The organism is Paenibacillus sp. J22P169 (assembly GCF_059691995.1).
This window is the reverse complement of sequence record NZ_JCAUAO010000001.1, coordinates 1,075,574-1,094,865: the sequence shown is the minus strand read 5'-3', so window position 1 is coordinate 1,094,865 and position 19,292 is coordinate 1,075,574. Positions and strand designations below refer to the sequence as shown.

The following is a 19,292-nucleotide window of genomic DNA, read 5'->3' as shown; positions in this document are numbered from 1 at the left end:
GAATAATTAAGTACTATCCTTTTGTAGTACCTTATGAGGAGAAGCATGTACATATTTCTGGAGGGGAAAATGAGTGGACACACCACTCGCGGCGATGATCCAGTTGTTCGGGGTCATGTCGCTTGACAACTTACTAACTAGTAAGTTAAGATACGATAATGGAAAACAGAAAAACTCAAATTCTTGACCTGACGCTGGATCTGATTCGCGAAAAAGGTTATGTAGCAATTAGTTATGACGATATTTCTAAACAGTTAGGCGTGACCAAAGCAAGCATTCATTACCATTTCGAGAAGAAGGAGGATTTGGCAGTAGCATTAACAGATCGGATTCATAGAACTTTGCAAACAGTCATGGTGTCCATAAAAAATGAAGACATACCCGTTGAAGAGAAAATAAAAAAACTCATCGGTAAACAATTACAGCTAGGTGGGAAAGGGATATGTCCGATATCGTCGCTTCAAACCGACTTTGAATCCCTTCCGGAAATCGTTCAAGATAAGGTCCGAGAATTAAGCCAGTTTGAAGTGGCAAGTTGGATGGAACTTTTAGGTGAAGCTCAAAGAGAAGGGATAGTTAAAAATTCCGTAGACGTCGAAACTTTATCCTATGCCGTATTGTCATGTATTAAAGGTGGATTACAGTACAAACGCGTGATAGATAAGGATATTTCACCTCAAATTTTGGATCAAATAGAGAGATTAATTAAAAGCTAATTTTTTTTGATCTAAACTTACTAACTAGTAAGTAAAAATGAGGTTTCGTAAATGTTGTTTCTCGTATTTCTATATTAAAAGAGGACAATATAAGGGAAATACTTGATCTGAAAATCCTGTAACCCGAAATTGAAGGAGGTGATTATTTATGAAAAGAATACTCTGGGTTGTACTTATGATGTCCTGTGGAGCAACATTTATTTCCTCATTGTTCCCGTTATATGGTGAACATTTTCGAATGAGCAGTCTAGAAATCACGATTCTGTTTGCCGTTTATGCCGCTATTCTGCTGCCAACGCTGCTTGTCGTGGGAGCGAGAGGGAGCGCCTGGGGATTAAAAAGGGTGCTTCGCATTAGTATATGGATTTCGATCGCATCGACGTTACTTTTTATCCTGAGTGTTAATGTATCGATGCTCTACGCGGCTAGGATTTTAGAAGGCATTGCCTACGGTGCTTTTACAGGAACTGCTAGTGCTTTTTTATTAAAACAAACAGCTCCCGCTAAAGTGGGTTCGGCTATGAAGTTATCAGGCGTAATCGTAAATATTGGATTTGGTTTAGGCCCAGCTATCTCAGGGCTAATCGTGCAGTATGTTCATTTTATGCCACTTCGATTGCCATATTGGTTCCTGCTCGCCATGTTAGTGAGTTCTTTAATCGCACTGGAAATGCTGCCGAAGTCCGAGGATACCCAGGCACAGAAGCCAGCTAAAGCAAAAATTTCATTAGGTATACCTGACAATATTCGCTCTCATTTCTGGTCGTTTATTGGACTGCCGATCTTTACCGTTTTTACATTGGGTGGCATTGTATTCTCACTTATTCCTACTTTCGTCAAGCACGTTATTCAGACTGACAATCTCTCTATTTCAGGGTTGTTAATTCTGGTACTTCTAGGCGGCGGGGCACTGATGCAGTTCTTCCCATGGCCGCGTAATCCCGTTATACGGATGCGGTTAGGCATTTTGTTTCTTGCAATTGGATCGTGGGTTATTGTGTTTTCTGGTCAGTCAGTGAGCTTATTTATGCTCTGGACTGGGATATTCATTCAAGCCATTGGCGCGGGATGGACGTTCCAAGTTTCTCTAAGGTTTGCCAGCCAGTTGCCGAAGCCAGAAGAACGTCCGCGAGTCATTTCAGCCTTTTATTTAAGTGCATACGCTGGATTCATTGTTCCACCTGTTGGTGTCGGAGTACTGACTCAATTTTTTAGTTTGAACTTCTCAATGATTCTTCTAAATGTATTTGCCGCGCTAATCGTGATCTATGTGCTCATTTATTCAGCCAAATTTAATCGATTTTATTCAAAGCTGCAACAATCGTAATTACCAAATATATCGTTGGGGAGAATGAACAAATGAGAAAAGATTTCGTATTTCACCTATATAATGTTGAGCATGATAATTTTATGAAGCTGCTTGCAAAATGTCCAGAGGATCAACGTAACGTAGTCCCGCAAGGTTTTAACACCAGCCTTTATTGGCATTTGGGGCATGTACTTCGAATAACGGACGTTCATGTGTTTGGACTTTCGCAACAAACGCTAACAACGCCGGAACTCTATAAAGACTTATTCCATTATGGAACGAAAGCTACGGAATGGAATGAAACACAGCTCGCGCAGCTGCCATTATGGGATACCATGATCGCTCAGTTGAAAGAACAGCGTGAACACATTTACAATACGTTGAAAGACAGACTGGATGAGCCTGTACCAGAGAACTTCAAAAAAGCCGAAAATTTCGGAGAATTAGTTCTTACGACTGCCGCACATCTATCCAATCATAATGGCGTTGTCGCGGCAATGCTGCAAGTACTTCAACAGAAATAAAATAGCCTGACTATCCGCTGATAGGATAGATCACGACCTACAGCCTTCCGGGAGTAACCGGCAGGCTGTTTCGTTGTCTTCATACTTCGAATGAATGTGTAACATAATAGATGAAGAGGTTGACATGACACCAAATGGTGACATATAATAAAAGTGTCACTAAATGGTGTCCAATCAAGGGTGCTGCGTTTGAAGAGCCGGTTACGTGATGGAGGTGGAGGAAATTTATCGGCTGTCTCTTGGGAATAATAGTTAGGAGAGGTTGTTGTGCGCGATAACAATCAGTCGCGGGACGTGTTTGACGCCATAGCAGATCCAACTAGGCGCCGACTTATTCATTTGTTATCAGAGGCAGAGGAAATACCGCTTCATGAATTAACGGCACAGTTCGAAATGGGTCGTACTGCGGTATCCAAGCATTTGACAATCCTGAAAGAGGCCGGACTGGTAATTGACCGAAAAGTCGGCAGAGAAACGCTATTTAGGCTAAATACCTCTCCGCTTCGAGAAATTAAAGATTGGGTGGCTTTCTATAGCAAATTTTGGAACACGAATATATTGCGCTTGAACCAACTATTAGAGGAGGAAGAAGAATGAGTTTAACATTATCTTTAGATTTTCAGTTTACGACAACAGTCGAGAAGCTATGGTCCGCATTAACTGAATCAAACAAGTTGGCTAAGTGGATCATGGCAAATGATTTTAAAGCCGAAGTAGGACACCGTTTTCAATTTCGCACGGAAGCAACCGAATATTGGAATGGCATTATTAATGGCGAAGTGCTTATCGTAGACGCTCCTACCCGGTTGTCCTACACATTTGCAAGCGGTGAGGTTCATACAGTTACTTGGACACTGCAGGATTTAGGGGAAGGGAAAGTTAATCTTCATCTCGAACAAACGGGCATTTCCAATGCTCAGGCACTGGGCGGCGCTAAGTATGGCTGGACGAACTGGAGCGGAGAGCTTGAAAAGTTGTTGGCGCAATAACCGCTATCGTTAATAAAATCTCCATCCACCGAATCACCAAAAACCGGCTGCATGTTGTTTGCAGTCGGTTAATAGTAGGAAATTATGATGTGAGAGGTGTGGTTTGATGACAAATACGAGTAGTAGCATGAATCGTAAGGTTGATGGATTTTTAAATAAGGCCAAAAAGTGGAAAGAAGAATTTGAGAAGTTGAGAAGTATCGTTCTTGACTGTGAGCTGACCGAAGATTTCAAATGGATGCATCCTTGTTACACATTTCAGAATAAAAACATCGTTTTAATGCATGGATTTAAAGATTACTGTGCGCTTCTGTTTCACAAAGGTGCTTTGTTAAAAGATGCCAATGGGATCCTCATCCAACAAACGGAGAATGTACAGGCGGCACGCCAAATTCGGTTCACTGATATTCGTGAAATTGTAGCTATGGAATCCATCATTAAGGCCTATATTTATGAAGCAATTGAAGTGGAAAAAGCAGGTTTGGAAGTTGAATATAAAAAGCATACAGAATACACCGTGCCTGAAGAATTCCAGAATAAATTGGATGAAAGCCCAGCTTTGAAAACAGCTTTTGAAGCATTAACACCGGGACGTCAAAGAGCATACCTTTTTCATTTCTCTGAACCCAAACAATCCAAAACGAGAGTCTCACGGGTTGAAAAATATATGCAGCAAATTCTCGAAGGAAAAGGATTAAATGATTAAGGCAAGTAAGCAAGCCAACCATATTCGAGTTGAAATGCCCACCAATTGGCGGGTATTTTTTGTTTTTATAAGTATAAAGTAGCTCAACTATTTAACAAATAGTAATCTTGAGTTAGACTAAATAGGAAAAGATTTGCTAAACAATGATGTTTATTCTATCCATGAAGAGGGATAACAATGGCAGATTACATTCAAGATCTACGTCAATTAGTTGGACACTCGAAAGTTATTATGGTGGTAGCAGGGGCATTTGTTTTTGACGAAAACAATCATTTATTACTGCATCGTCGTTCAGACAATGGTTATTGGGGACTTCCAGGTGGTTTCATGGAACTTGGCGAGAACGTTGAAGATACAGCTAGAAGAGAAGTCTTTGAGGAAACTGGCCTGCGACTTGGCAAGCTGGAGTTGTTCGGGGTATATTCAAACATAGAAAAGGTTTTCGGAAACGGAGACCAAACGTCATTAGTTCAAATTATGTTTGTTTGCAACGAATTTACAGGTGAATTTCGCACTTCCAATGAAACGTTGGAAATTAATTTTTTTCCGACTCATTCGCTGCCTCAGAATTTATTTCCAGACCACATGCTATTCTTTGAGGATTTATTGTCCAGGAACAAGACACCTTTTGTTAAGTAAATGTTGCGGAAGCTGCTACAAACGCCTTTCAATGAGCTAACGTAGTTTATGAAGTAAGGACAGCTTGGTTAAGCTAGTGTAATATTAAAGTAATTTATTTGGCGAGGGGTACAAGAATGGAACTATTGTTATTATCGAAAGAAGTAACACAGCATTACTGCCGGAAAATATTGATGCCCGAAGGGGCAACCGAAATATTAGTGAACATCACCGATCAAATAAACAATGATCCAAAACTTTTGGACATTTATATGGAATTTTATAAGAATAATATCGAAAGTGGATATTGGACGACCGTATGGGAACCATTAGCTATTCATACTTACGTAGAAGAAGTCCTCGGAAAAGAGGCTTCGTTGTTTTATCTACATGCCGCCTTGCAAAGACTGCCACTTGCTGAGCAGAAGTATGCTGAACGGGGATTGAGCGAAGAATTATTTGTAGAAACCTTGAGGGATATCGGTGTATGGGTACAAAATGCCTATAATTTAGTAGGTTATTACGCCATTAGAAATTTCAGCTGGATTTGGAGACATCTCGAAGCCAGAATGTTTCGCGTTGGAGGCATGCAATTTATAGCAACGAAGTTTTCTGGGGTCGTCAAGGGCTTTTACAATGAGAAGGAAGAAAGATTTATGCTCTTAAGCGGTAAGGGGATGGAGTTAAGAGCAAATGGTGATATGCAAGGCGTATGTAGTAAAGAGAAGACAACCGATGGCTTTTTGACGGATTATGAGGAAACCGATGAGTATTTCATTGGGAATCCCATTACGCCGATTGGGAAAGGTTTAAACAAACAAGTAAAGCTTCACAGGAATGAATGGAAAAAAGTATTAGATAAGGATGATACGTTGCTTGAGATCCACATCCCTAGAGATACTTCTTTTGATATGGAAAAGATTAAAGACACCTACATACAGGCTAAGGAATTTTATGCAGCCTATTTTCCAGAGGTTTCGTACAAAGGGATGGTCTGCCACACTTGGCTCTTTACTCCTCAATTACGTGAGATGTTACCGCCTACAAGCAATATCGTAAAGTTCCAAGAGCAGTTCTACCTCTATCCGACTGCGGGTTCTGTTAGGTTTTTATGGAATTTTGTATTTAATGAATTGACCGAGGTAAAGGATGCAAAACCCGACACTTCTTTGAGGAAAAAAGTCCTTACCTATTTAGAAGAAGACAAAGAGATATTTGATATGAATGGCATATTTCTTGATGTATGTGGTGATTTTGGAAGTGTTTCTTATAAAAATGAAGATTAGTATACCATTGCGAAGCTGCCAGGAACGATTGGCAGCTTCGCTGCGTTAATGGGGAGGTATAACGTTATTCCGTGAAGGATATGTTTGGTAAGTGCCGAATAGGTTAACGAAACCAATCCCATTTAACAAAGGTGAGGAAGAAAATGAACATAGTTCTTGTAGGCATGTCTGGAGCTGGTAAAAGCACTCTAGGTGTATTGCTTGCCAAATCAATAGGCATGGATTTCGTAGATACAGATATTGTTATACAACAACATGAAGGCAGATTATTGCAAGAAATTATTGATAATGATGGAACTGAAAAATTTCTGGAAGTCGAAGAAAAGATTGTCTCTGATTTGCAATTGGAAAATTGTATTATCGCTACAGGTGGAAGTGTTATTTATTCGGAAAAAGCTATGAATGTCCTTAAACATGGCGGACAGATTATTTATTTACACGTCCCGTACGAAGAAATTAAAAAAAGACTTATAAACATAACTACTAGAGGTATTGTAATGAAGAAAGGCAATAGTCTGAAGGACGTTTACGAGGAAAGATTTCCGCTCTATATGAAGTATAGTGATATCACGATTGATTGTTCAAATAAGGATATCGAGCTTTGTGTTAGTGAAATAATTGGCAAAATACATGGAGGCTAAAGACATGAATGAGCAGAATATCATTGAACAGTTCAAGCAAGCGCTCACGAACAATGATACCGTCCAAATGAGCCAGATCCTACAGGAGCATTCATTTCTCGCTAAGCAAATAAACGAACCCTGGTTTGCATTCGATACACCTGCGATCGTCGCTGCAGCGGCAAAAGGGAGCCGCGAAGCCGTAGATGTATTGCTAGAATATGGTGCTGACTTGCATGCAAAAAGCAATTGGTGGGCCGGAGGATTCGGAGTATTACATCATGACCATCATGCGCTTTCCCGATATTTAATTGAACGTGGAGCGCCCGTTGATATACATGCGGCTTCTGCTTTAGGCATGCTCGATACTGTGAAAGAAATGATCGAGCAGAATCCCTCAGTCGTCAATCAACGAGGACCTGATGGACAAGTTCCACTTCATTTTGCTAATGAACATGAAATCATCGATCTGCTACTCGCTCACGGGGCAGATATCAATAAGCGTGATATTGATCATGGTAGCACGCCTGCTCAATGGGCAATAGATAACACGGTTAAATGTAAGTTTCTTATTGAGCGTGGTTCGGCAGCGGATATTTTTATGGCGATCCAAATCGGAGATGTGGAGCTAGTTCGTTCTTTCATTCATGAAGATCCCGAGTGCCTCCAAGTGCAAGTCGGGCGGGGCAGCTTTACTTCCGGAGATTCGAACGGTGGACACATCTACGTGTACAAATTAGGCGCAAAAACGCGACCGTTTCATCTTGCGGCACGCCGTAATCATCCCGAGATCGTAGATCTGATAGCGCAACATAGCCCTTTAAATCAGCGCCTGCTGCTTGCCTGCTTGCAAGCTAATCAGGCGGCTGTGCAAGCACTTGTTGAGCTGGATTCCAATCTAGTAAAGTCGCTCTCGCCGGAGGATCTAAGCGTAATTGCCGATGCAGCATGGAACAATGAGGTAGAAGCCGTTCGAACTATGCTCGAAGTCGGGTTTCCTGCAGATTCTCGGCAAAGTATCAAGGATTTCACGGCACTTCATAACGCGGCTATGCGTGGAAATGAGGAAGTCGTGCGCGTGCTGCTCATGCATGGCGCATCCGTCCAATTAACCCACGGTTACGGAGGGAATGCATTAGGCAGCTGTTTGTGGGGATCCGTTCACATGCGAGATTCTGCTGGGGATTATCCATCGATAGTTAAACAACTCATTGAAGCAGGCGTTCCATTGCCGAGCCAAGCGTCGGGCAGCCAAGCAGTTAAGGAAGTGCTAGCGCGTTACGGAGTCGGGATAGAATGTTAACGCATACCTGCATCATAAATAATAGACATGTTAATGGGAGTGAAGCCATATGGGAAGAGAACGTTTAAGACCAATTTATAACTCTGGAGAATCGCTGCTGAAGGATATACAAAGAACGCATATTCCTGAAGGCGGGGTAGCTGTATGGAGTTTGGGTCAAGCTGGTGTATTAATAAAAGGCAGCAGCTCAGATGAAATCATTTGTGTAGATCCATATTTAAGTTATTCAATTGAAACGGAACACCCCGATACCGAATTTAAGAGGGAAATTCCGCCTCCGCTTTCGCCAGATGAGTTGGATGTAGACAAGGTATTGATTACACATTTTCATAGTGACCATATGGATTTGACTACAATCAAAGGTGTTTCTCTAGCGCATCCGGAGACGAAGTTTGTTGCTCCTGCATCGCATGTATATATGCTGCATGACATTGAACTGGATTCAAGTCGCATTCTACCAGCCAAGCAGGAGCAAGTGATTTCCGTCCGCGGAGTAACCATTACCCCAGTAGCGGGAGCGCATACGGCATATGAATCGGATCAGGATGGCAATCAGTATTATTTAGGCTTTTTTATTGAAATCAATGGTGTGCGAATTTATCATACCGGAGACACCGTGGTCACGCCTGAATTGATCGAGCAGGCAAAGAAATTTCAGCCGCATGTAACGCTGCTGCCAATTAACGGAGGGGATTATGCGAGAACCTCTAGGGGGATTGTAGGTAACATGAACTTCCGTGAAGCGGCAGATTTCGGCGTTGAGATTGGTTCAGATCTTCTTATTCCTATTCATTTCGATATGTTTTCAAAAAATCGCGATAACCCATCTTACTTTGTCGATTATTTGTTTCACACGTATCCTGCACAAAAGTTTCATATGATGTCCGCTGGAGAGCGGTTCATTTATTTTACATAAAGGTAGTTCATAGAACCGCGATCGCCGAGGACTTTATTTTCAATGTCCCTGGCTGCCGCGGTTTTTTTATATTGGCTATGTCGAAACCTGAACGAAACGTGGAAGGATTAATTGCATGCATTTCTTTGTCTCGCTTAGTAAAAATTTGGAAAGAATCGACAAAACAATTAAAAATTCCAACCTTTAGCTCGACAGTAATTTTGGTATAAGTTCTATAGTATAAGTTCTTGTAACCTATAAAATTAGTAAATAGGAGGAGTTCGTTTGGAAAATGATAGTTTTATGGATATGAGAGAAATTGCTTCTCGCATTAAAAAAGGTGCGAAATACACCTTGATTGGCTATGATAGGTGCGGAATGCTGTACCAGCGCCGAATCATTGCAACGGGTGTAGGTGTTATCCCAGAGTGGTATTGGCAAGGGAGATTGTTGCCGACAGATGGTCTAGAAATTGAAGTAGAATATCCTCCAGAGGAGGAACGAAAGGTCATGCATAAACCAAGGCACCCATTTGACATTAAAAATTTCTATCCAGCAAAATTTGTATTTAAGAAGGTTCAAAAAAATAGTTACATGATTTTTGAAGGTTGGCACCCCGAAGCAAGGATAGCCAGCATTCCTCATAAGATGTATGAAAGTGTATTTGTTACAAATAACAAGAAAATGACGGTTTATGATTTTTTATATCATACCGGTGCTTTTAATAAGAAAAGCTTAGAAATTGCAAAAAAGAGTATAGGAGTGGAGCCCATTGCATGTTACCTGGTGGATAGAGGATGGCTAGATATTCAACATCACAAAGAAAGAATGGAAAGATACACGCTAAGAAAACAAAGCTTAGATACCGTAGCAACGAAAGAAATCGAACCGACTAGGGATGTAGTTGTAATGCGTGTATGTAAACATGGATGCGGTTACGAAGCTAAACACCCCGGAATGAATTTACACGAAGGTGTGCATTGCAAAATGAAGAAAAAATCAAAGTAAAGTGAATTTGAAGATGGCGTAGACGGAAAATTTGAATTAACTATAATTAAGCGCGGGAATTAGCAAGCTAATTCCCACGCTATTTTTTATTATTGGTGCTTTAAATTATAGGTAACTTTTTCCAGATAAAAGCGTCTAATCATATAAAGAAGTTACAGAGTAAATAACGAAAAAATAATCAGTGATAGGAGATCGAGAGATGAGAAAACTTCCTATTTTGCTACTCCTTTTTAGCATCATTATGGCAGCTGGCTGCCAACAAGAAAGTACTCCGAATACTCCGACTACTGCTACTATAGAATCTAACTCACCATATGGCCTGCAAATCAATCAAACCTATGCCGTGCAGGGAGATATTGGTGCTCGGTATGATCCAAATGAGATATCAGGGTCTGGACCGGTGTTTGAAGTGAGTAAAGGAGAGGCTTTTCGGATAATAGCGATACAAGACAAATACGTCCAAGTCGAAGCTAAATCTTTAAGAGGCTGGATTCCCGGATTCTACTTCAGTAAGGAAGCTGCCAATGTTCACATTGAAACACCTTATGCAATGATCGTTGCCAAAGAAGTGCCCGTATCTTCTGCTCCTGGTCATAACGTAACTGAAGCACATTTGGACTTATGGGCTGGTAAGGTAGTTCTTATTCATAAATCCTATCAGGATTGGGTAGCAGTTCGTATCGTGCAGTATGATGCGGAATATGGTGCAGATATGTGGGTGCCAATGTCCTCCTTACAAGCTTACGACCCAGCTAAGGCCAAAGAAGGTACACTAGCGCAGAACTCAACCATCTATGATGAACAAGGTCAGATTAAAGATGAGCTATGGGTCAATTCGGTCTTTATCCTGACAGAGACGCAAATACCTAAGGTCGGTGCTGTATACCAGATAATAGGACCAGGTGGGCAAAATGCGTACATTCAAATGAAGGATTTTATCCCAAATCCGTTTCAGGTTGTAAATAAGAAGTAAACGAGAATTGTACACACGCGGTAAACTTATTGTCTTTTCCTATAAAGATCATATGAATAATATATTAGACCAATAGGTTTTTAAGATATATGCTGTACTCAGCAAGCGTCGTTTCAATGCCTCGATCCCCTGACTATGAACGGTCAAAGGATGGAGGATTTTCTCCATTTCCATAGAAAATGAGGTGACAGCATGGCGCTCCAACAGACCGCTATCAAACAGACTGCGATCCAACGAAAAGAAATGCTTCTTATTACTGCTGTAGCTCTTGGCACCTTGCTTAACCCGCTCAATACGACGATGATTTCTGTTGCATTGGCCCGGCTTCAGGAGGATTTCCACCTTACGTTTGCCGACGTATCATGGCTGATTTCCACCTATTATTTGGTCAGCGCGATCGGTCAGCCTCTTATGGGCAAGTGGAGCGATTTGTTTGGACGTAAAAAGGTGTTTATACTTGGGCTGCTGCTCGTCACATTGTCCTCGAGCCTTGCCCCGCTGTCTCCCAGCTTCGGTTGGTTGATCGGTTTTCGAATTATTCAAGCTCTAGGGAGTTCTGCTTTGTTTCCTTCCGGCATGGGGATGATCCGTAGTCAAATCACATCCAATCAAGCGAAGGCTTTGGGTATCATCTCGATATTCTCCAGTACCTCAGCTGCTTTCGGTCCCTCGCTCGGTGGATTGTTATTGCACTACGGGGATTGGCCATTAATTTTCTTGTGCAACTTTCCGTTTATTGTTACTTCATTTGTACTTGCATGGAAGCTGTTCCCGACAGATCCAAAATCCACTGGAAGCGCAGCCGATATGGATTGGCGGGGCGTAGGGCTTTTTTCTGCGACCATATTCATGTGGCTGCTGTTTTTCCTTGCGCTGGCTGATGGGTTAAGCTTATGGAAGTTGATAGTCTGCGTAGGATTGACGTTCTGGCTTTACCGATACGAGCTCGGCCAAAGCAAACCGTTCATCAATGTTGCTTTTTTACGGAAAAATATGACTGTTACCCGTATTTACGCGCAGTTTATTTTAACGAATATCGCGTTTTATTCCATCATGTTTGGGATTCCGTCTTACTTACAGAGCGTACAGCGGATGGACCCGCAGAAGACGGGTATTGTCATGTTATCAATCGCCGGTTTCAGTGTACTTGTTACTCCCCTGGTCAGCCGCTGGATTGACCGGAGCGGATCCAAGCCGCCACTGATTGCCGGAACGGCTTTGGTCGCTGGGGGAAGTTTGCTTCTGTTGCTCATTCAGGACAATGCGAGCTCAGTGACAATCTTCCTTGTCCTTTGCGTGCTCGGGATCGCCAACGGCTTTAACAATTTGGCCATGCAGACGGCGCTTTACGCTTTCGTAACGAAAGAAGAAACCGGCATAGCCTCTGGACTTTTCATGACTTCCCGGTTTATCGGAACCATTCTTTGTTCGAGTTTGCTAGCGGCACTCTTCGGTAAAAACATTACGACACCGCACCTGCACACTATGGCGTGGACATGTGCGGGACTTGGCTTGCTGATGTTTGCTTTGACCGTGCGGATGCCCAAAGGGAACATGCAAAAAGCCGTTCAATGACAACGGGTGGTTCCAGTGGGTAGTATCATATACATAAACAGACGCAAGCGAGAGGGGCTAATCGGAGATATGAGAACTAAGAAAGCATTTTACATGACCACTATTATGATGGTTGTAATGATTGTAGTTCTCTGGTCATCTGGGTTAATCGGCTTATGGTCTGATGGCATGGCATTTCTAGCAAACAATACCAAGGAATTTACGAATAAAAGTGGTCACCTAGTTGAAGGGAATTATACACTTCGCGTTGATCTGACAAATTTTGAAAGTAACATCGGTAAAGAGATTTATAAGGATGGCGAGCATAAGATATACGTTGCATGGCTACAAAGAACACCGCAAGGCGAGTATGACATCGGATTTCGATCAAGCGGTTCATATTCTTTATCGGGAGCTACGCTAATTTCAGGTATCCACCACGAGACTATCAACGATAATTCCTTCACGACATCCGTGACCGCCAAAATGACAGTTGTCTACGATGGTAATACTTTCAATGCTACTGCATCAGGTCAATGTGGATTGAATTACAAGGATGGTGATTGTTTTTCATTCAATTTTTTACTAAGTGATCAACCCAAGGGGGATCCAATTGAAGCTAATGGGATAGTCGAAGTAACGATTACGAATCTGTACAAAAATATTTGGATGAAGAAATAACCTCATCGCGGCTTATCTGGAATCCCGCAAAAAGTTTATGGTGTATTTTTCCTAACAATCTTGGAGAGTATATATCCAAAATTGTGGAAGGTGTTGCACCATGTGGAGAAGACTGGCAGTTACTTGTTTACTTATTATGTTTATCAGTCATACACCAGATTTGGTGGAGGCGAAAGAGCCATTTGAAGAGATGCATCTTAAAATGGGTTTTACAACGGTTGAAGATGCAGTGGCAGCATGTGAGAGACATTTCGGGCGCGATCTCAAATTGCCGATTGAATTGCCTCCAGTGGTATTTACGCATCAACTTGGGAGATGTTCTATCACAAACGGCAGTGCTGCGAATGATGAACTCGAAATTGAATATCTTAACGAACGTGTGAGTGCGTATCACTTCATGATACGAATAAGACCAGCCGAACATAAAGTCAACTATTTTCCGAATAATAGGGATTTGATTGATACATACAAGCTCAGTGATGGAACAGAAGCACAATACGGAAAGTTTCCAACTGGACGGTTTTACTTGCTCTCGTTTGAAATCAATAAATGGCAGTATGTTTTAATCACTAATGACCGAGTAAAAGAGAAAATACCAGTTCAAATTTTAGTTAACATTGCGAATTCGGTGAGATTGACATATCCAGACCCCAAAGAAAATCCTCTTCGTTAGGTGGTAGCTTAGTTTAGCTGCCACTTTTTTGTATTGTCGGAGAGTTAAACGCAACTATCCAAGTATTTGTAGCGTCTAAATGCTTGGGATTATTTGTTAATAAAGGTAATTGTAATGATTCCTGTCTGGGATCGGATGGCTAATAGGAATGGAGAGTTATGGGATGAGAATGTATACAGATCCAAGAGGCGAAGCTTACGAGCAGGTAATCGATGTGGCCATACGAAACTCGGAATGTTTTGTACTGGGAGAGAAGATTGCGGCTGCTGAGGCACGGGGTCATTACTCAAATATATTGGAAGCGTTGGAACCTTACCTGGTAAAGACAATCGTTATCCATGGCAATGATATCGATGAAATTAGAAGGATAAGAAATATTTATCGCAGTCATGCCTTTTATTGCGCGGGAACCTATTATTTATATAGATGCTGTGAAGAAAGTGGGAACTTATTGAAGCAAATGGCAAACCGTCTGTCCGATTGGATTTATCCTAGCTTACCAGAAGACTTGTGTTTCATGAAAGAAGGCGGTGGGGACTACCTATACTCGGTTGTGCATGAACATATGTATGGTATGGAAGTAACAGAGGAAGAAGCCATCGAACTAATGGATCGAATTACAGGGCTTTTTTTGGAAGTAAAGGCTCACCGTGACCTCGATCGACTACTAGATGATGCTATTAAGCATAAAACGGATTGGCTGTATATTAGTAGACATGGGCTGACAGAACTTCCTGAGAGAATCCGGGAGCTTACAGAGCTGCGAGATCTAGAAATTTTTGAACAGGATCTTTATCATCTTCCAGAAGGGCTGTTCGAATTAAGCAAGCTTGAACACTTGAAAATCTTGACGGCGGATTTGGCGTGTATTCCCGATTCCATAGGCAGGCTGAAGAATCTGAAGGAGCTTTGTATTCAATGTGCGAGTTCGGATCGGCCGACTCCTGGGTATCGGGCTAAGCCGAAGGAAGAGATCAGCCTTAACCGCATCCCGCCGGAAATTGGAGAGCTGGAACAACTGGAGCAGCTTACGATTCAATACACGTCGATCCATGAGGTGCCGCTCGAGCTTGAGAAGCTGAAGCACCTGCGAATTTTGAACTTAGGAATGTGTATGATCAATCAGAAGCCTGATTTCCTCAATGGTATGAAGCAACTGAAATACATTAATTTGTCACGGGATTCGTTGTGGGAATAAATTTGCAGCTAGTTCAGGAACCAGAAATTCTAATGAAAAAAATGAAACGTATGTTCTCGTTTACGAAATTGTGCTATGATTAATTCATCATGATGAAGGGGATGTCTTATGCATATACAAAACACCATCAGTGAATACGAACAATTGGTCAATTGGACTAATACCTTACTTCAATTAAATGATCGTGATTGGAACCGCCCAATTCAAGAAGGTAAGGCTTCAATAGCAGAAATTATTGCGCATCTTAGAAACTGGGATCTTCATCTCATCGATGTCGTCATTCCGTCAGTTAGGAAAGGCGGAGGAATTGAATTTCCTGATTTCAACGCCTACAATTCCATAGCATATGAATATGCAAATTCAGGTGTATCTCAACATCAGCTACTACAAGAATTCTCAGATGATAGAATGAAACTGATTGCTATTTTAAATAGCATGACATCTGAAGAGTTATTATTAGAAACAACAGCCAACGGTGTAACACATTGCCCTCATTCGGGTCAACCATATTCACTTTGTTACATCGTTCAAGAATTTATTGAGCATGATGCTCATCACAAAAAACAAATTCTAAGCTTTCTTGATTGTTCAAGTGAAAAACGATAATTGAAAAGATCGTAGGACCAGGCAGCCGGCGGTTGCCTTTTTGCAATTTGGTTTTTAAGGTAAAGGAGGGGAACCATTGAAAATTGGTATAATTGGTGATTACAGTCCAGAATATCCATCACAAAAGGCAACAAATGAAGCGTTGATTCATTCTTCTAGGAAGTCTGGCATGCAAATTGAGTTTCAATGGATTCCTACTAAATCTATACCTGAACAACTAGGTGCAATTACACCATGTTACAACGGATATTGGGTCGCTCCAGGTAGTCCAGAATCTGTCACAGGTGTCCTGGAAATTATTAAATATGCGCGTGAACAACATATCCCACTATTAGGAACATGCGGAGGTTTTCAACATATTCTCATTGAATATGCCAGGAACATATTATTGATTGATGATGCAGAACACGAGGAGCAAGCTCCGGATTCATCTAAGTTACTTATCAGTAAACTCGCTTGTTCACTTGTTGGGCAGCAAGGTGAAGTTCAGATAATCCCATCTTCACAAGTATTTGAAATTTATCAAACTCCAATGGCTAAGGAACACTTTCGATGTAATTATGGGCTTAACTCTGATTACCAAAGTCTAATAGAAGAATCAGAATTAAAAATAGTCGGGATAGATCATCTGGGAGAACCCAGAATAATTGAGTTATCAGAACACCCATTTTTTATTGGAACACTATTTGTACCCCAGCTAAGTTCGACTCCAGATACACCCCATTGTTTAGTGGATGCTTTTATAGAGCAGGTATTCATAAACTCATGTATGAGCAGACAAACATAGGTGTTTCGATGGGATAGTAAAGTTACTACTAGAAGTTCGAACGAATCATGATAAAATTAGATTAACTTGATAGGTTAATCAATCATTTCGCTAATCAGGAGAACATTCATGTATATTAAAGAGCTTAGGGAACGTACAGGTGATTTGCCATTAATCTTAGTACGTCCGACATTAATATTGACTAATACGGTAGGAGAAATATTACTTGTTCGGCACAATGATGATACATGGGGACTGCCGGGAGGCTTATTAGAACCTGGGGAATCGGTTGAGGATGCATTAAGAAGAGAAATGTTAGAAGAACTTAATATTCATATTAATGAAATAAACTTTTTCCATATTTTTTCTGATGCAAGATTTTATATTAAATCCAGGATACAATATGTAGCCATAACTTACACAACGAATACGTATGAAGGCACGATAAAGCCCGACAGAAATGAAGTAATTGAATTTGGTTATTTTAATCCCAATAAATTGCCTGAAATGACAATGGAAATGATCCAAATAATCATAAAACAATTTATAGACTTCGAACAATATAAAGAATAATGTATTGCTGCAGTAGACGATAAGGATTCTATAAAAAAGATGGAGTGATTAAGCATGATCGAAAAGGATCACTATTTTTCTCTTTGCAGAGATGCAGAGATCAATCAAGTTCAATACATACAAAAAGCCAAATCAGATGTATGCCGCTGGGAATATACCGGTTGGAAACGCTATGATACGACCCCATATTGGTTTGAACGTAACTTAGAGCCGCGTTCGCCACTTATGGAATCGGGGGCAGGAATAGCATACGGATTTGACGAAAATGACAACTTATGCTTTATTGATTCTAATCAAGAAGAATGCTTTGAAAGAACTGAGGATTACCTACTTAATCGGCGGTATAGGAATGGCAAAGTCGACTCCGTAGAAGAATTATCCCTTGTGGATGGACTTCCGGTAAAGTATGTAGAGTTTATAGTCCGTAATGGCATGAACCCTGGCCAAGAATGGCATTTTGAAGAAGAATACATTTATGTTAACAGGATGTTAGTACAAATAAAGCGAACTGAGTATTGGTATGCGGGGAAAACTATCCGTAATCGTGAGTTCCACGTCGAATATGATTCAATAGGAAATCTTTCGGTGATAAAAGAAAACGGAGCCGTTACATACACGAATCTAAGCGCTGAGCAGGTAAAAGAAATTCGTAATGATGTCAAAAACGGACTAGTCGATGAATCCATTAACACGATAAAAAGAATTGGTGAAAAAGTTCGTAATGACGCCATTTGTTTTGTAGGGATATATCTCCACGACGAGCCATCAGGCCCAATTGACCCCATTTTCCACCCTGGATTACAAAGTATTCGTGATGAGCAATTACAAGCTGGTGAGGACTTATGGACACTATGGAGTGCTGGCGAACATCCAGTCAATTATCAAGAATCCTTGGCTGACGATCCTTTAAAAGTTAAGTTCAACCTGTTAATGCAATATTGGCAAATTCATTCCGATTGGTCTCATGAACCTCAAAACCCAGTACTGAGTCACAGAACTTGGTGGGGTGAGAGTAAAGCACTTTGGCAAGAAGTAGCGATGGAACTTAACCAGATCAATTGGGAAGGAATGATCCCCGCAACGGAGTCCTTTGTCATTTATGCTGATGAAGAGGCCATGGATGTAGCAGGTGGAGATCTGGCAAAGAATGTTCCCGCTAATAAGCTTCGCATTCTCGAGAATTTGGGTTTGCTTTCAAGCTAACTGTTTTCGTTTCACAATAAATTGCTTTCGTATAGTTTTACGGATTCACAGGGAGTGTATCAGATGAATATCAAAAGAATTATTGTAACCGGCCGGATGTATAAAGAGCTAGAGAGGCTTGCCGAACTGGACAGAAAGAGGGAATATCTGTTTCTTCCAGAAGCAGAGGTAAGATCGCATCACTTCGACTGGGCTGATGGGTATGTGGCATTTAAACCAACTGAATCGTTTCATTTCGGCAAGTTGCAGTGGGTCCACGCACTTGGGGCTGGCGTAGATGCATTTTTATTTAATCGTGATTGGAAAAAGGATGTCCTGTTAACGCGTACGGTCGGCAGCTTTGGAAGGAAAATAGGGGAATATTGCCTAAGTTATATTCTCGCCGATGTCCACCGTCATGCATATTTTCAGCAATCTCAGTCTCAGCGACTATGGCTGCCTTCACAGCAGAAGCTTCTGCAGGAGCTGAACATTGTCATTTTCGGGACCGGAACGATTGGCGAGGAAGTGGCAAGGATGCTTAGAACATTCGGAGTAACCGTATACGGAATTTCTCGCAGCGGTACAGCGAACAGTTATTTTAGTAAGGTTATTCCGATTAACGAAGTACACTCGTTGTTAGCACAGGCCGATTGGGTTATTAATACGTTACCTTTAACACCACTCACCGATGGATTATTCGGAACCCACTTATTTTCCAAAATGCAAGGTACAGGCTTTATCAATGTGGGCCGAGGGGCTTCGGTGGATGAAAACGCACTGCTCGTAGCGATTGAACAAGGCAAGGTGCGCAGCGCTATTCTTGATGTGTTTAGAGAAGAGCCTCTCCCCGTACAGTCACCTTTGTGGGATCATCCGAACGTGGTCATTACTCCGCATATTTCTGCTGTTACCGGGGTAGATGAAGCGATTGACGGATTGCTTGCCGTGCTCGAAGAAATGGATAACGGACAAGAACGAATTAGCCAATCGGTGGATATAAATCGGGGATATTAGATCAATAATGTAACAGTTCACACAATTGGGTGGCAGTCTTCAGATATCCGGGGACGAAGAGCAGGGAGCAAGAGGATGCATGTTGGTTATTGGAT

The 19,292-nt window shown here is 41.4% G+C and carries 22 protein-coding genes; all 22 read left to right on the top strand.

The window, feature by feature from the left end:
- Positions 1–158: 158 nt before the first annotated feature.
- The 22 genes from AC58QG_RS05210 (at position 159) to AC58QG_RS05105 (ending at position 19,197) form a co-directional block, all read left to right on the top strand.
- Positions 159–716: a TetR/AcrR family transcriptional regulator gene (locus AC58QG_RS05210; protein ID WP_497361037.1), complete on the top strand. Its 558-nt coding sequence runs from the start codon at positions 159–161 to the stop codon at positions 714–716.
- Between the two features lie 148 nt (positions 717–864).
- Entirely contained in the window at positions 865–2,043 is a 1,179-nt protein-coding gene (locus tag AC58QG_RS05205) for an MFS transporter (RefSeq protein ID WP_497361036.1), read from the top strand.
- A 32-nt stretch (positions 2,044–2,075) separates the two neighbouring features.
- Entirely contained in the window at positions 2,076–2,549 is a 474-nt protein-coding gene (locus tag AC58QG_RS05200) for a DinB family protein (RefSeq protein ID WP_497361035.1), read from the top strand.
- A 267-nt stretch (positions 2,550–2,816) separates the two neighbouring features.
- Positions 2,817–3,146 carry an ArsR/SmtB family transcription factor gene (locus AC58QG_RS05195; RefSeq protein WP_497361034.1) on the top strand — a complete coding sequence of 110 codons (330 nt, stop codon included), beginning with the start codon at positions 2,817–2,819 and terminating at the stop codon, positions 3,144–3,146.
- Positions 3,143–3,538 (top strand): SRPBCC family protein, encoded by a 396-nt coding sequence (locus AC58QG_RS05190; RefSeq protein WP_497361033.1) that lies wholly within the window; start codon positions 3,143–3,145, stop codon positions 3,536–3,538. Before AC58QG_RS05195 ends, AC58QG_RS05190 begins: the two co-directional genes overlap by 4 nt.
- A 106-nt stretch (positions 3,539–3,644) precedes the next feature.
- Positions 3,645–4,244, top strand: a complete 600-nt coding sequence (locus AC58QG_RS05185; RefSeq protein WP_497361032.1) for a YdeI/OmpD-associated family protein — start codon at positions 3,645–3,647, stop codon at positions 4,242–4,244.
- Positions 4,245–4,421: 177 nt separating this feature from the next.
- Positions 4,422–4,883, top strand: coding sequence for an NUDIX hydrolase (locus AC58QG_RS05180; RefSeq protein WP_497361031.1), 462 nt, complete (start codon positions 4,422–4,424; stop codon positions 4,881–4,883).
- Positions 4,884–4,999: 116 nt separating this feature from the next.
- Positions 5,000–6,148 carry an acyltransferase domain-containing protein gene (locus AC58QG_RS05175; RefSeq protein WP_497361030.1) on the top strand — a complete coding sequence of 383 codons (1,149 nt, stop codon included), beginning with the start codon at positions 5,000–5,002 and terminating at the stop codon, positions 6,146–6,148.
- Positions 6,149–6,291: 143 nt separating this feature from the next.
- Positions 6,292–6,789 carry a shikimate kinase gene (locus AC58QG_RS05170; RefSeq protein ID WP_497361029.1) on the top strand — a complete coding sequence of 166 codons (498 nt, stop codon included), beginning with the start codon at positions 6,292–6,294 and terminating at the stop codon, positions 6,787–6,789.
- Between the two features lie 4 nt (positions 6,790–6,793).
- On the top strand, positions 6,794–8,071 hold the full coding sequence (locus AC58QG_RS05165) for an ankyrin repeat domain-containing protein (RefSeq protein ID WP_497361028.1): 1,278 nt from the start codon (positions 6,794–6,796) through the stop codon (positions 8,069–8,071).
- A gap of 49 nt (positions 8,072–8,120) precedes the next feature.
- Complete coding sequence (locus tag AC58QG_RS05160) at positions 8,121–8,987, top strand: MBL fold metallo-hydrolase (RefSeq protein ID WP_497361027.1); 867 nt, start codon at positions 8,121–8,123, stop codon at positions 8,985–8,987.
- 264 nt (positions 8,988–9,251) lie between these two features.
- Entirely contained in the window at positions 9,252–9,974 is a 723-nt protein-coding gene (locus tag AC58QG_RS05155; protein ID WP_497361026.1) for a hypothetical protein, read from the top strand.
- A 199-nt stretch (positions 9,975–10,173) separates the two neighbouring features.
- A complete protein-coding gene (locus tag AC58QG_RS05150; RefSeq protein WP_497361025.1) occupies positions 10,174–10,947 on the top strand; it encodes an SH3 domain-containing protein in 774 nt (257 codons plus the stop codon).
- A gap of 192 nt (positions 10,948–11,139) precedes the next feature.
- Positions 11,140–12,522, top strand: a complete 1,383-nt coding sequence (locus AC58QG_RS05145) for an MFS transporter (protein ID WP_497361024.1) — start codon at positions 11,140–11,142, stop codon at positions 12,520–12,522.
- A 69-nt stretch (positions 12,523–12,591) separates the two neighbouring features.
- The gene (locus AC58QG_RS05140) at positions 12,592–13,182 is read left to right on the top strand and encodes a hypothetical protein (RefSeq protein ID WP_497361023.1); all 591 of its coding nucleotides are present in this window, start codon (positions 12,592–12,594) and stop codon (positions 13,180–13,182) included.
- A 100-nt stretch (positions 13,183–13,282) separates the two neighbouring features.
- Positions 13,283–13,855 (top strand): hypothetical protein, encoded by a 573-nt coding sequence (locus tag AC58QG_RS05135; RefSeq protein WP_497361022.1) that lies wholly within the window; start codon positions 13,283–13,285, stop codon positions 13,853–13,855.
- Between the two features lie 163 nt (positions 13,856–14,018).
- Positions 14,019–15,053 (top strand): leucine-rich repeat domain-containing protein, encoded by a 1,035-nt coding sequence (locus AC58QG_RS05130; RefSeq protein ID WP_497361021.1) that lies wholly within the window; start codon positions 14,019–14,021, stop codon positions 15,051–15,053.
- A gap of 108 nt (positions 15,054–15,161) precedes the next feature.
- Positions 15,162–15,659, top strand: coding sequence for a DinB family protein (locus tag AC58QG_RS05125; protein ID WP_497361020.1), 498 nt, complete (start codon positions 15,162–15,164; stop codon positions 15,657–15,659).
- Positions 15,660–15,735: 76 nt separating this feature from the next.
- Positions 15,736–16,446 carry a CTP synthase C-terminal region-related (seleno)protein gene (locus AC58QG_RS05120; RefSeq protein WP_497361019.1) on the top strand — a complete coding sequence of 237 codons (711 nt, stop codon included), beginning with the start codon at positions 15,736–15,738 and terminating at the stop codon, positions 16,444–16,446.
- 108 nt (positions 16,447–16,554) lie between these two features.
- Complete coding sequence (locus AC58QG_RS05115; protein WP_497361018.1) at positions 16,555–16,998, top strand: NUDIX domain-containing protein; 444 nt, start codon at positions 16,555–16,557, stop codon at positions 16,996–16,998.
- A 54-nt stretch (positions 16,999–17,052) separates the two neighbouring features.
- Complete coding sequence (locus AC58QG_RS05110) at positions 17,053–18,201, top strand: hypothetical protein (protein ID WP_497361017.1); 1,149 nt, start codon at positions 17,053–17,055, stop codon at positions 18,199–18,201.
- Between the two features lie 63 nt (positions 18,202–18,264).
- Positions 18,265–19,197 (top strand): D-2-hydroxyacid dehydrogenase, encoded by a 933-nt coding sequence (locus AC58QG_RS05105; protein ID WP_497361016.1) that lies wholly within the window; start codon positions 18,265–18,267, stop codon positions 19,195–19,197.
- Positions 19,198–19,292: the final 95 nt, after the last annotated feature.

Excerpts from the sequence above, each read along its gene's own strand:
- AC58QG_RS05135 (WP_497361022.1), top strand. The coding sequence starts at position 13,283 with ATGTGGAGAAGACTGGCAGTTACTTGTTTACTTATTATGTTTATCAGT.
- AC58QG_RS05190 (WP_497361033.1), top strand. The coding sequence starts at position 3,143 with ATGAGTTTAACATTATCTTTAGATTTTCAGTTTACGACAACAGTCGAG.
- AC58QG_RS05105 (WP_497361016.1), top strand. The coding sequence starts at position 18,265 with ATGAATATCAAAAGAATTATTGTAACCGGCCGGATGTATAAAGAGCTA.
- AC58QG_RS05165 (WP_497361028.1), top strand. The coding sequence starts at position 6,794 with ATGAATGAGCAGAATATCATTGAACAGTTCAAGCAAGCGCTCACGAAC.
- AC58QG_RS05205 (WP_497361036.1), top strand. The coding sequence starts at position 865 with ATGAAAAGAATACTCTGGGTTGTACTTATGATGTCCTGTGGAGCAACA.
- AC58QG_RS05150 (WP_497361025.1), top strand. The coding sequence starts at position 10,174 with ATGAGAAAACTTCCTATTTTGCTACTCCTTTTTAGCATCATTATGGCA.
- AC58QG_RS05200 (WP_497361035.1), top strand. The coding sequence starts at position 2,076 with ATGAGAAAAGATTTCGTATTTCACCTATATAATGTTGAGCATGATAAT.
- AC58QG_RS05110 (WP_497361017.1), top strand. The coding sequence starts at position 17,053 with ATGATCGAAAAGGATCACTATTTTTCTCTTTGCAGAGATGCAGAGATC.
- AC58QG_RS05170 (WP_497361029.1), top strand. The coding sequence starts at position 6,292 with ATGAACATAGTTCTTGTAGGCATGTCTGGAGCTGGTAAAAGCACTCTA.
- AC58QG_RS05180 (WP_497361031.1), top strand. The coding sequence starts at position 4,422 with ATGGCAGATTACATTCAAGATCTACGTCAATTAGTTGGACACTCGAAA.
- AC58QG_RS05160 (WP_497361027.1), top strand. The coding sequence starts at position 8,121 with ATGGGAAGAGAACGTTTAAGACCAATTTATAACTCTGGAGAATCGCTG.
- AC58QG_RS05175 (WP_497361030.1), top strand. The coding sequence starts at position 5,000 with ATGGAACTATTGTTATTATCGAAAGAAGTAACACAGCATTACTGCCGG.
- AC58QG_RS05115 (WP_497361018.1), top strand. The coding sequence starts at position 16,555 with ATGTATATTAAAGAGCTTAGGGAACGTACAGGTGATTTGCCATTAATC.
- AC58QG_RS05145 (WP_497361024.1), top strand. The coding sequence starts at position 11,140 with ATGGCGCTCCAACAGACCGCTATCAAACAGACTGCGATCCAACGAAAA.
- AC58QG_RS05140 (WP_497361023.1), top strand. The coding sequence starts at position 12,592 with ATGAGAACTAAGAAAGCATTTTACATGACCACTATTATGATGGTTGTA.
- AC58QG_RS05130 (WP_497361021.1), top strand. The coding sequence starts at position 14,019 with ATGAGAATGTATACAGATCCAAGAGGCGAAGCTTACGAGCAGGTAATC.
- AC58QG_RS05185 (WP_497361032.1), top strand. The coding sequence starts at position 3,645 with ATGACAAATACGAGTAGTAGCATGAATCGTAAGGTTGATGGATTTTTA.
- AC58QG_RS05210 (WP_497361037.1), top strand. The coding sequence starts at position 159 with ATGGAAAACAGAAAAACTCAAATTCTTGACCTGACGCTGGATCTGATT.
- AC58QG_RS05125 (WP_497361020.1), top strand. The coding sequence starts at position 15,162 with ATGCATATACAAAACACCATCAGTGAATACGAACAATTGGTCAATTGG.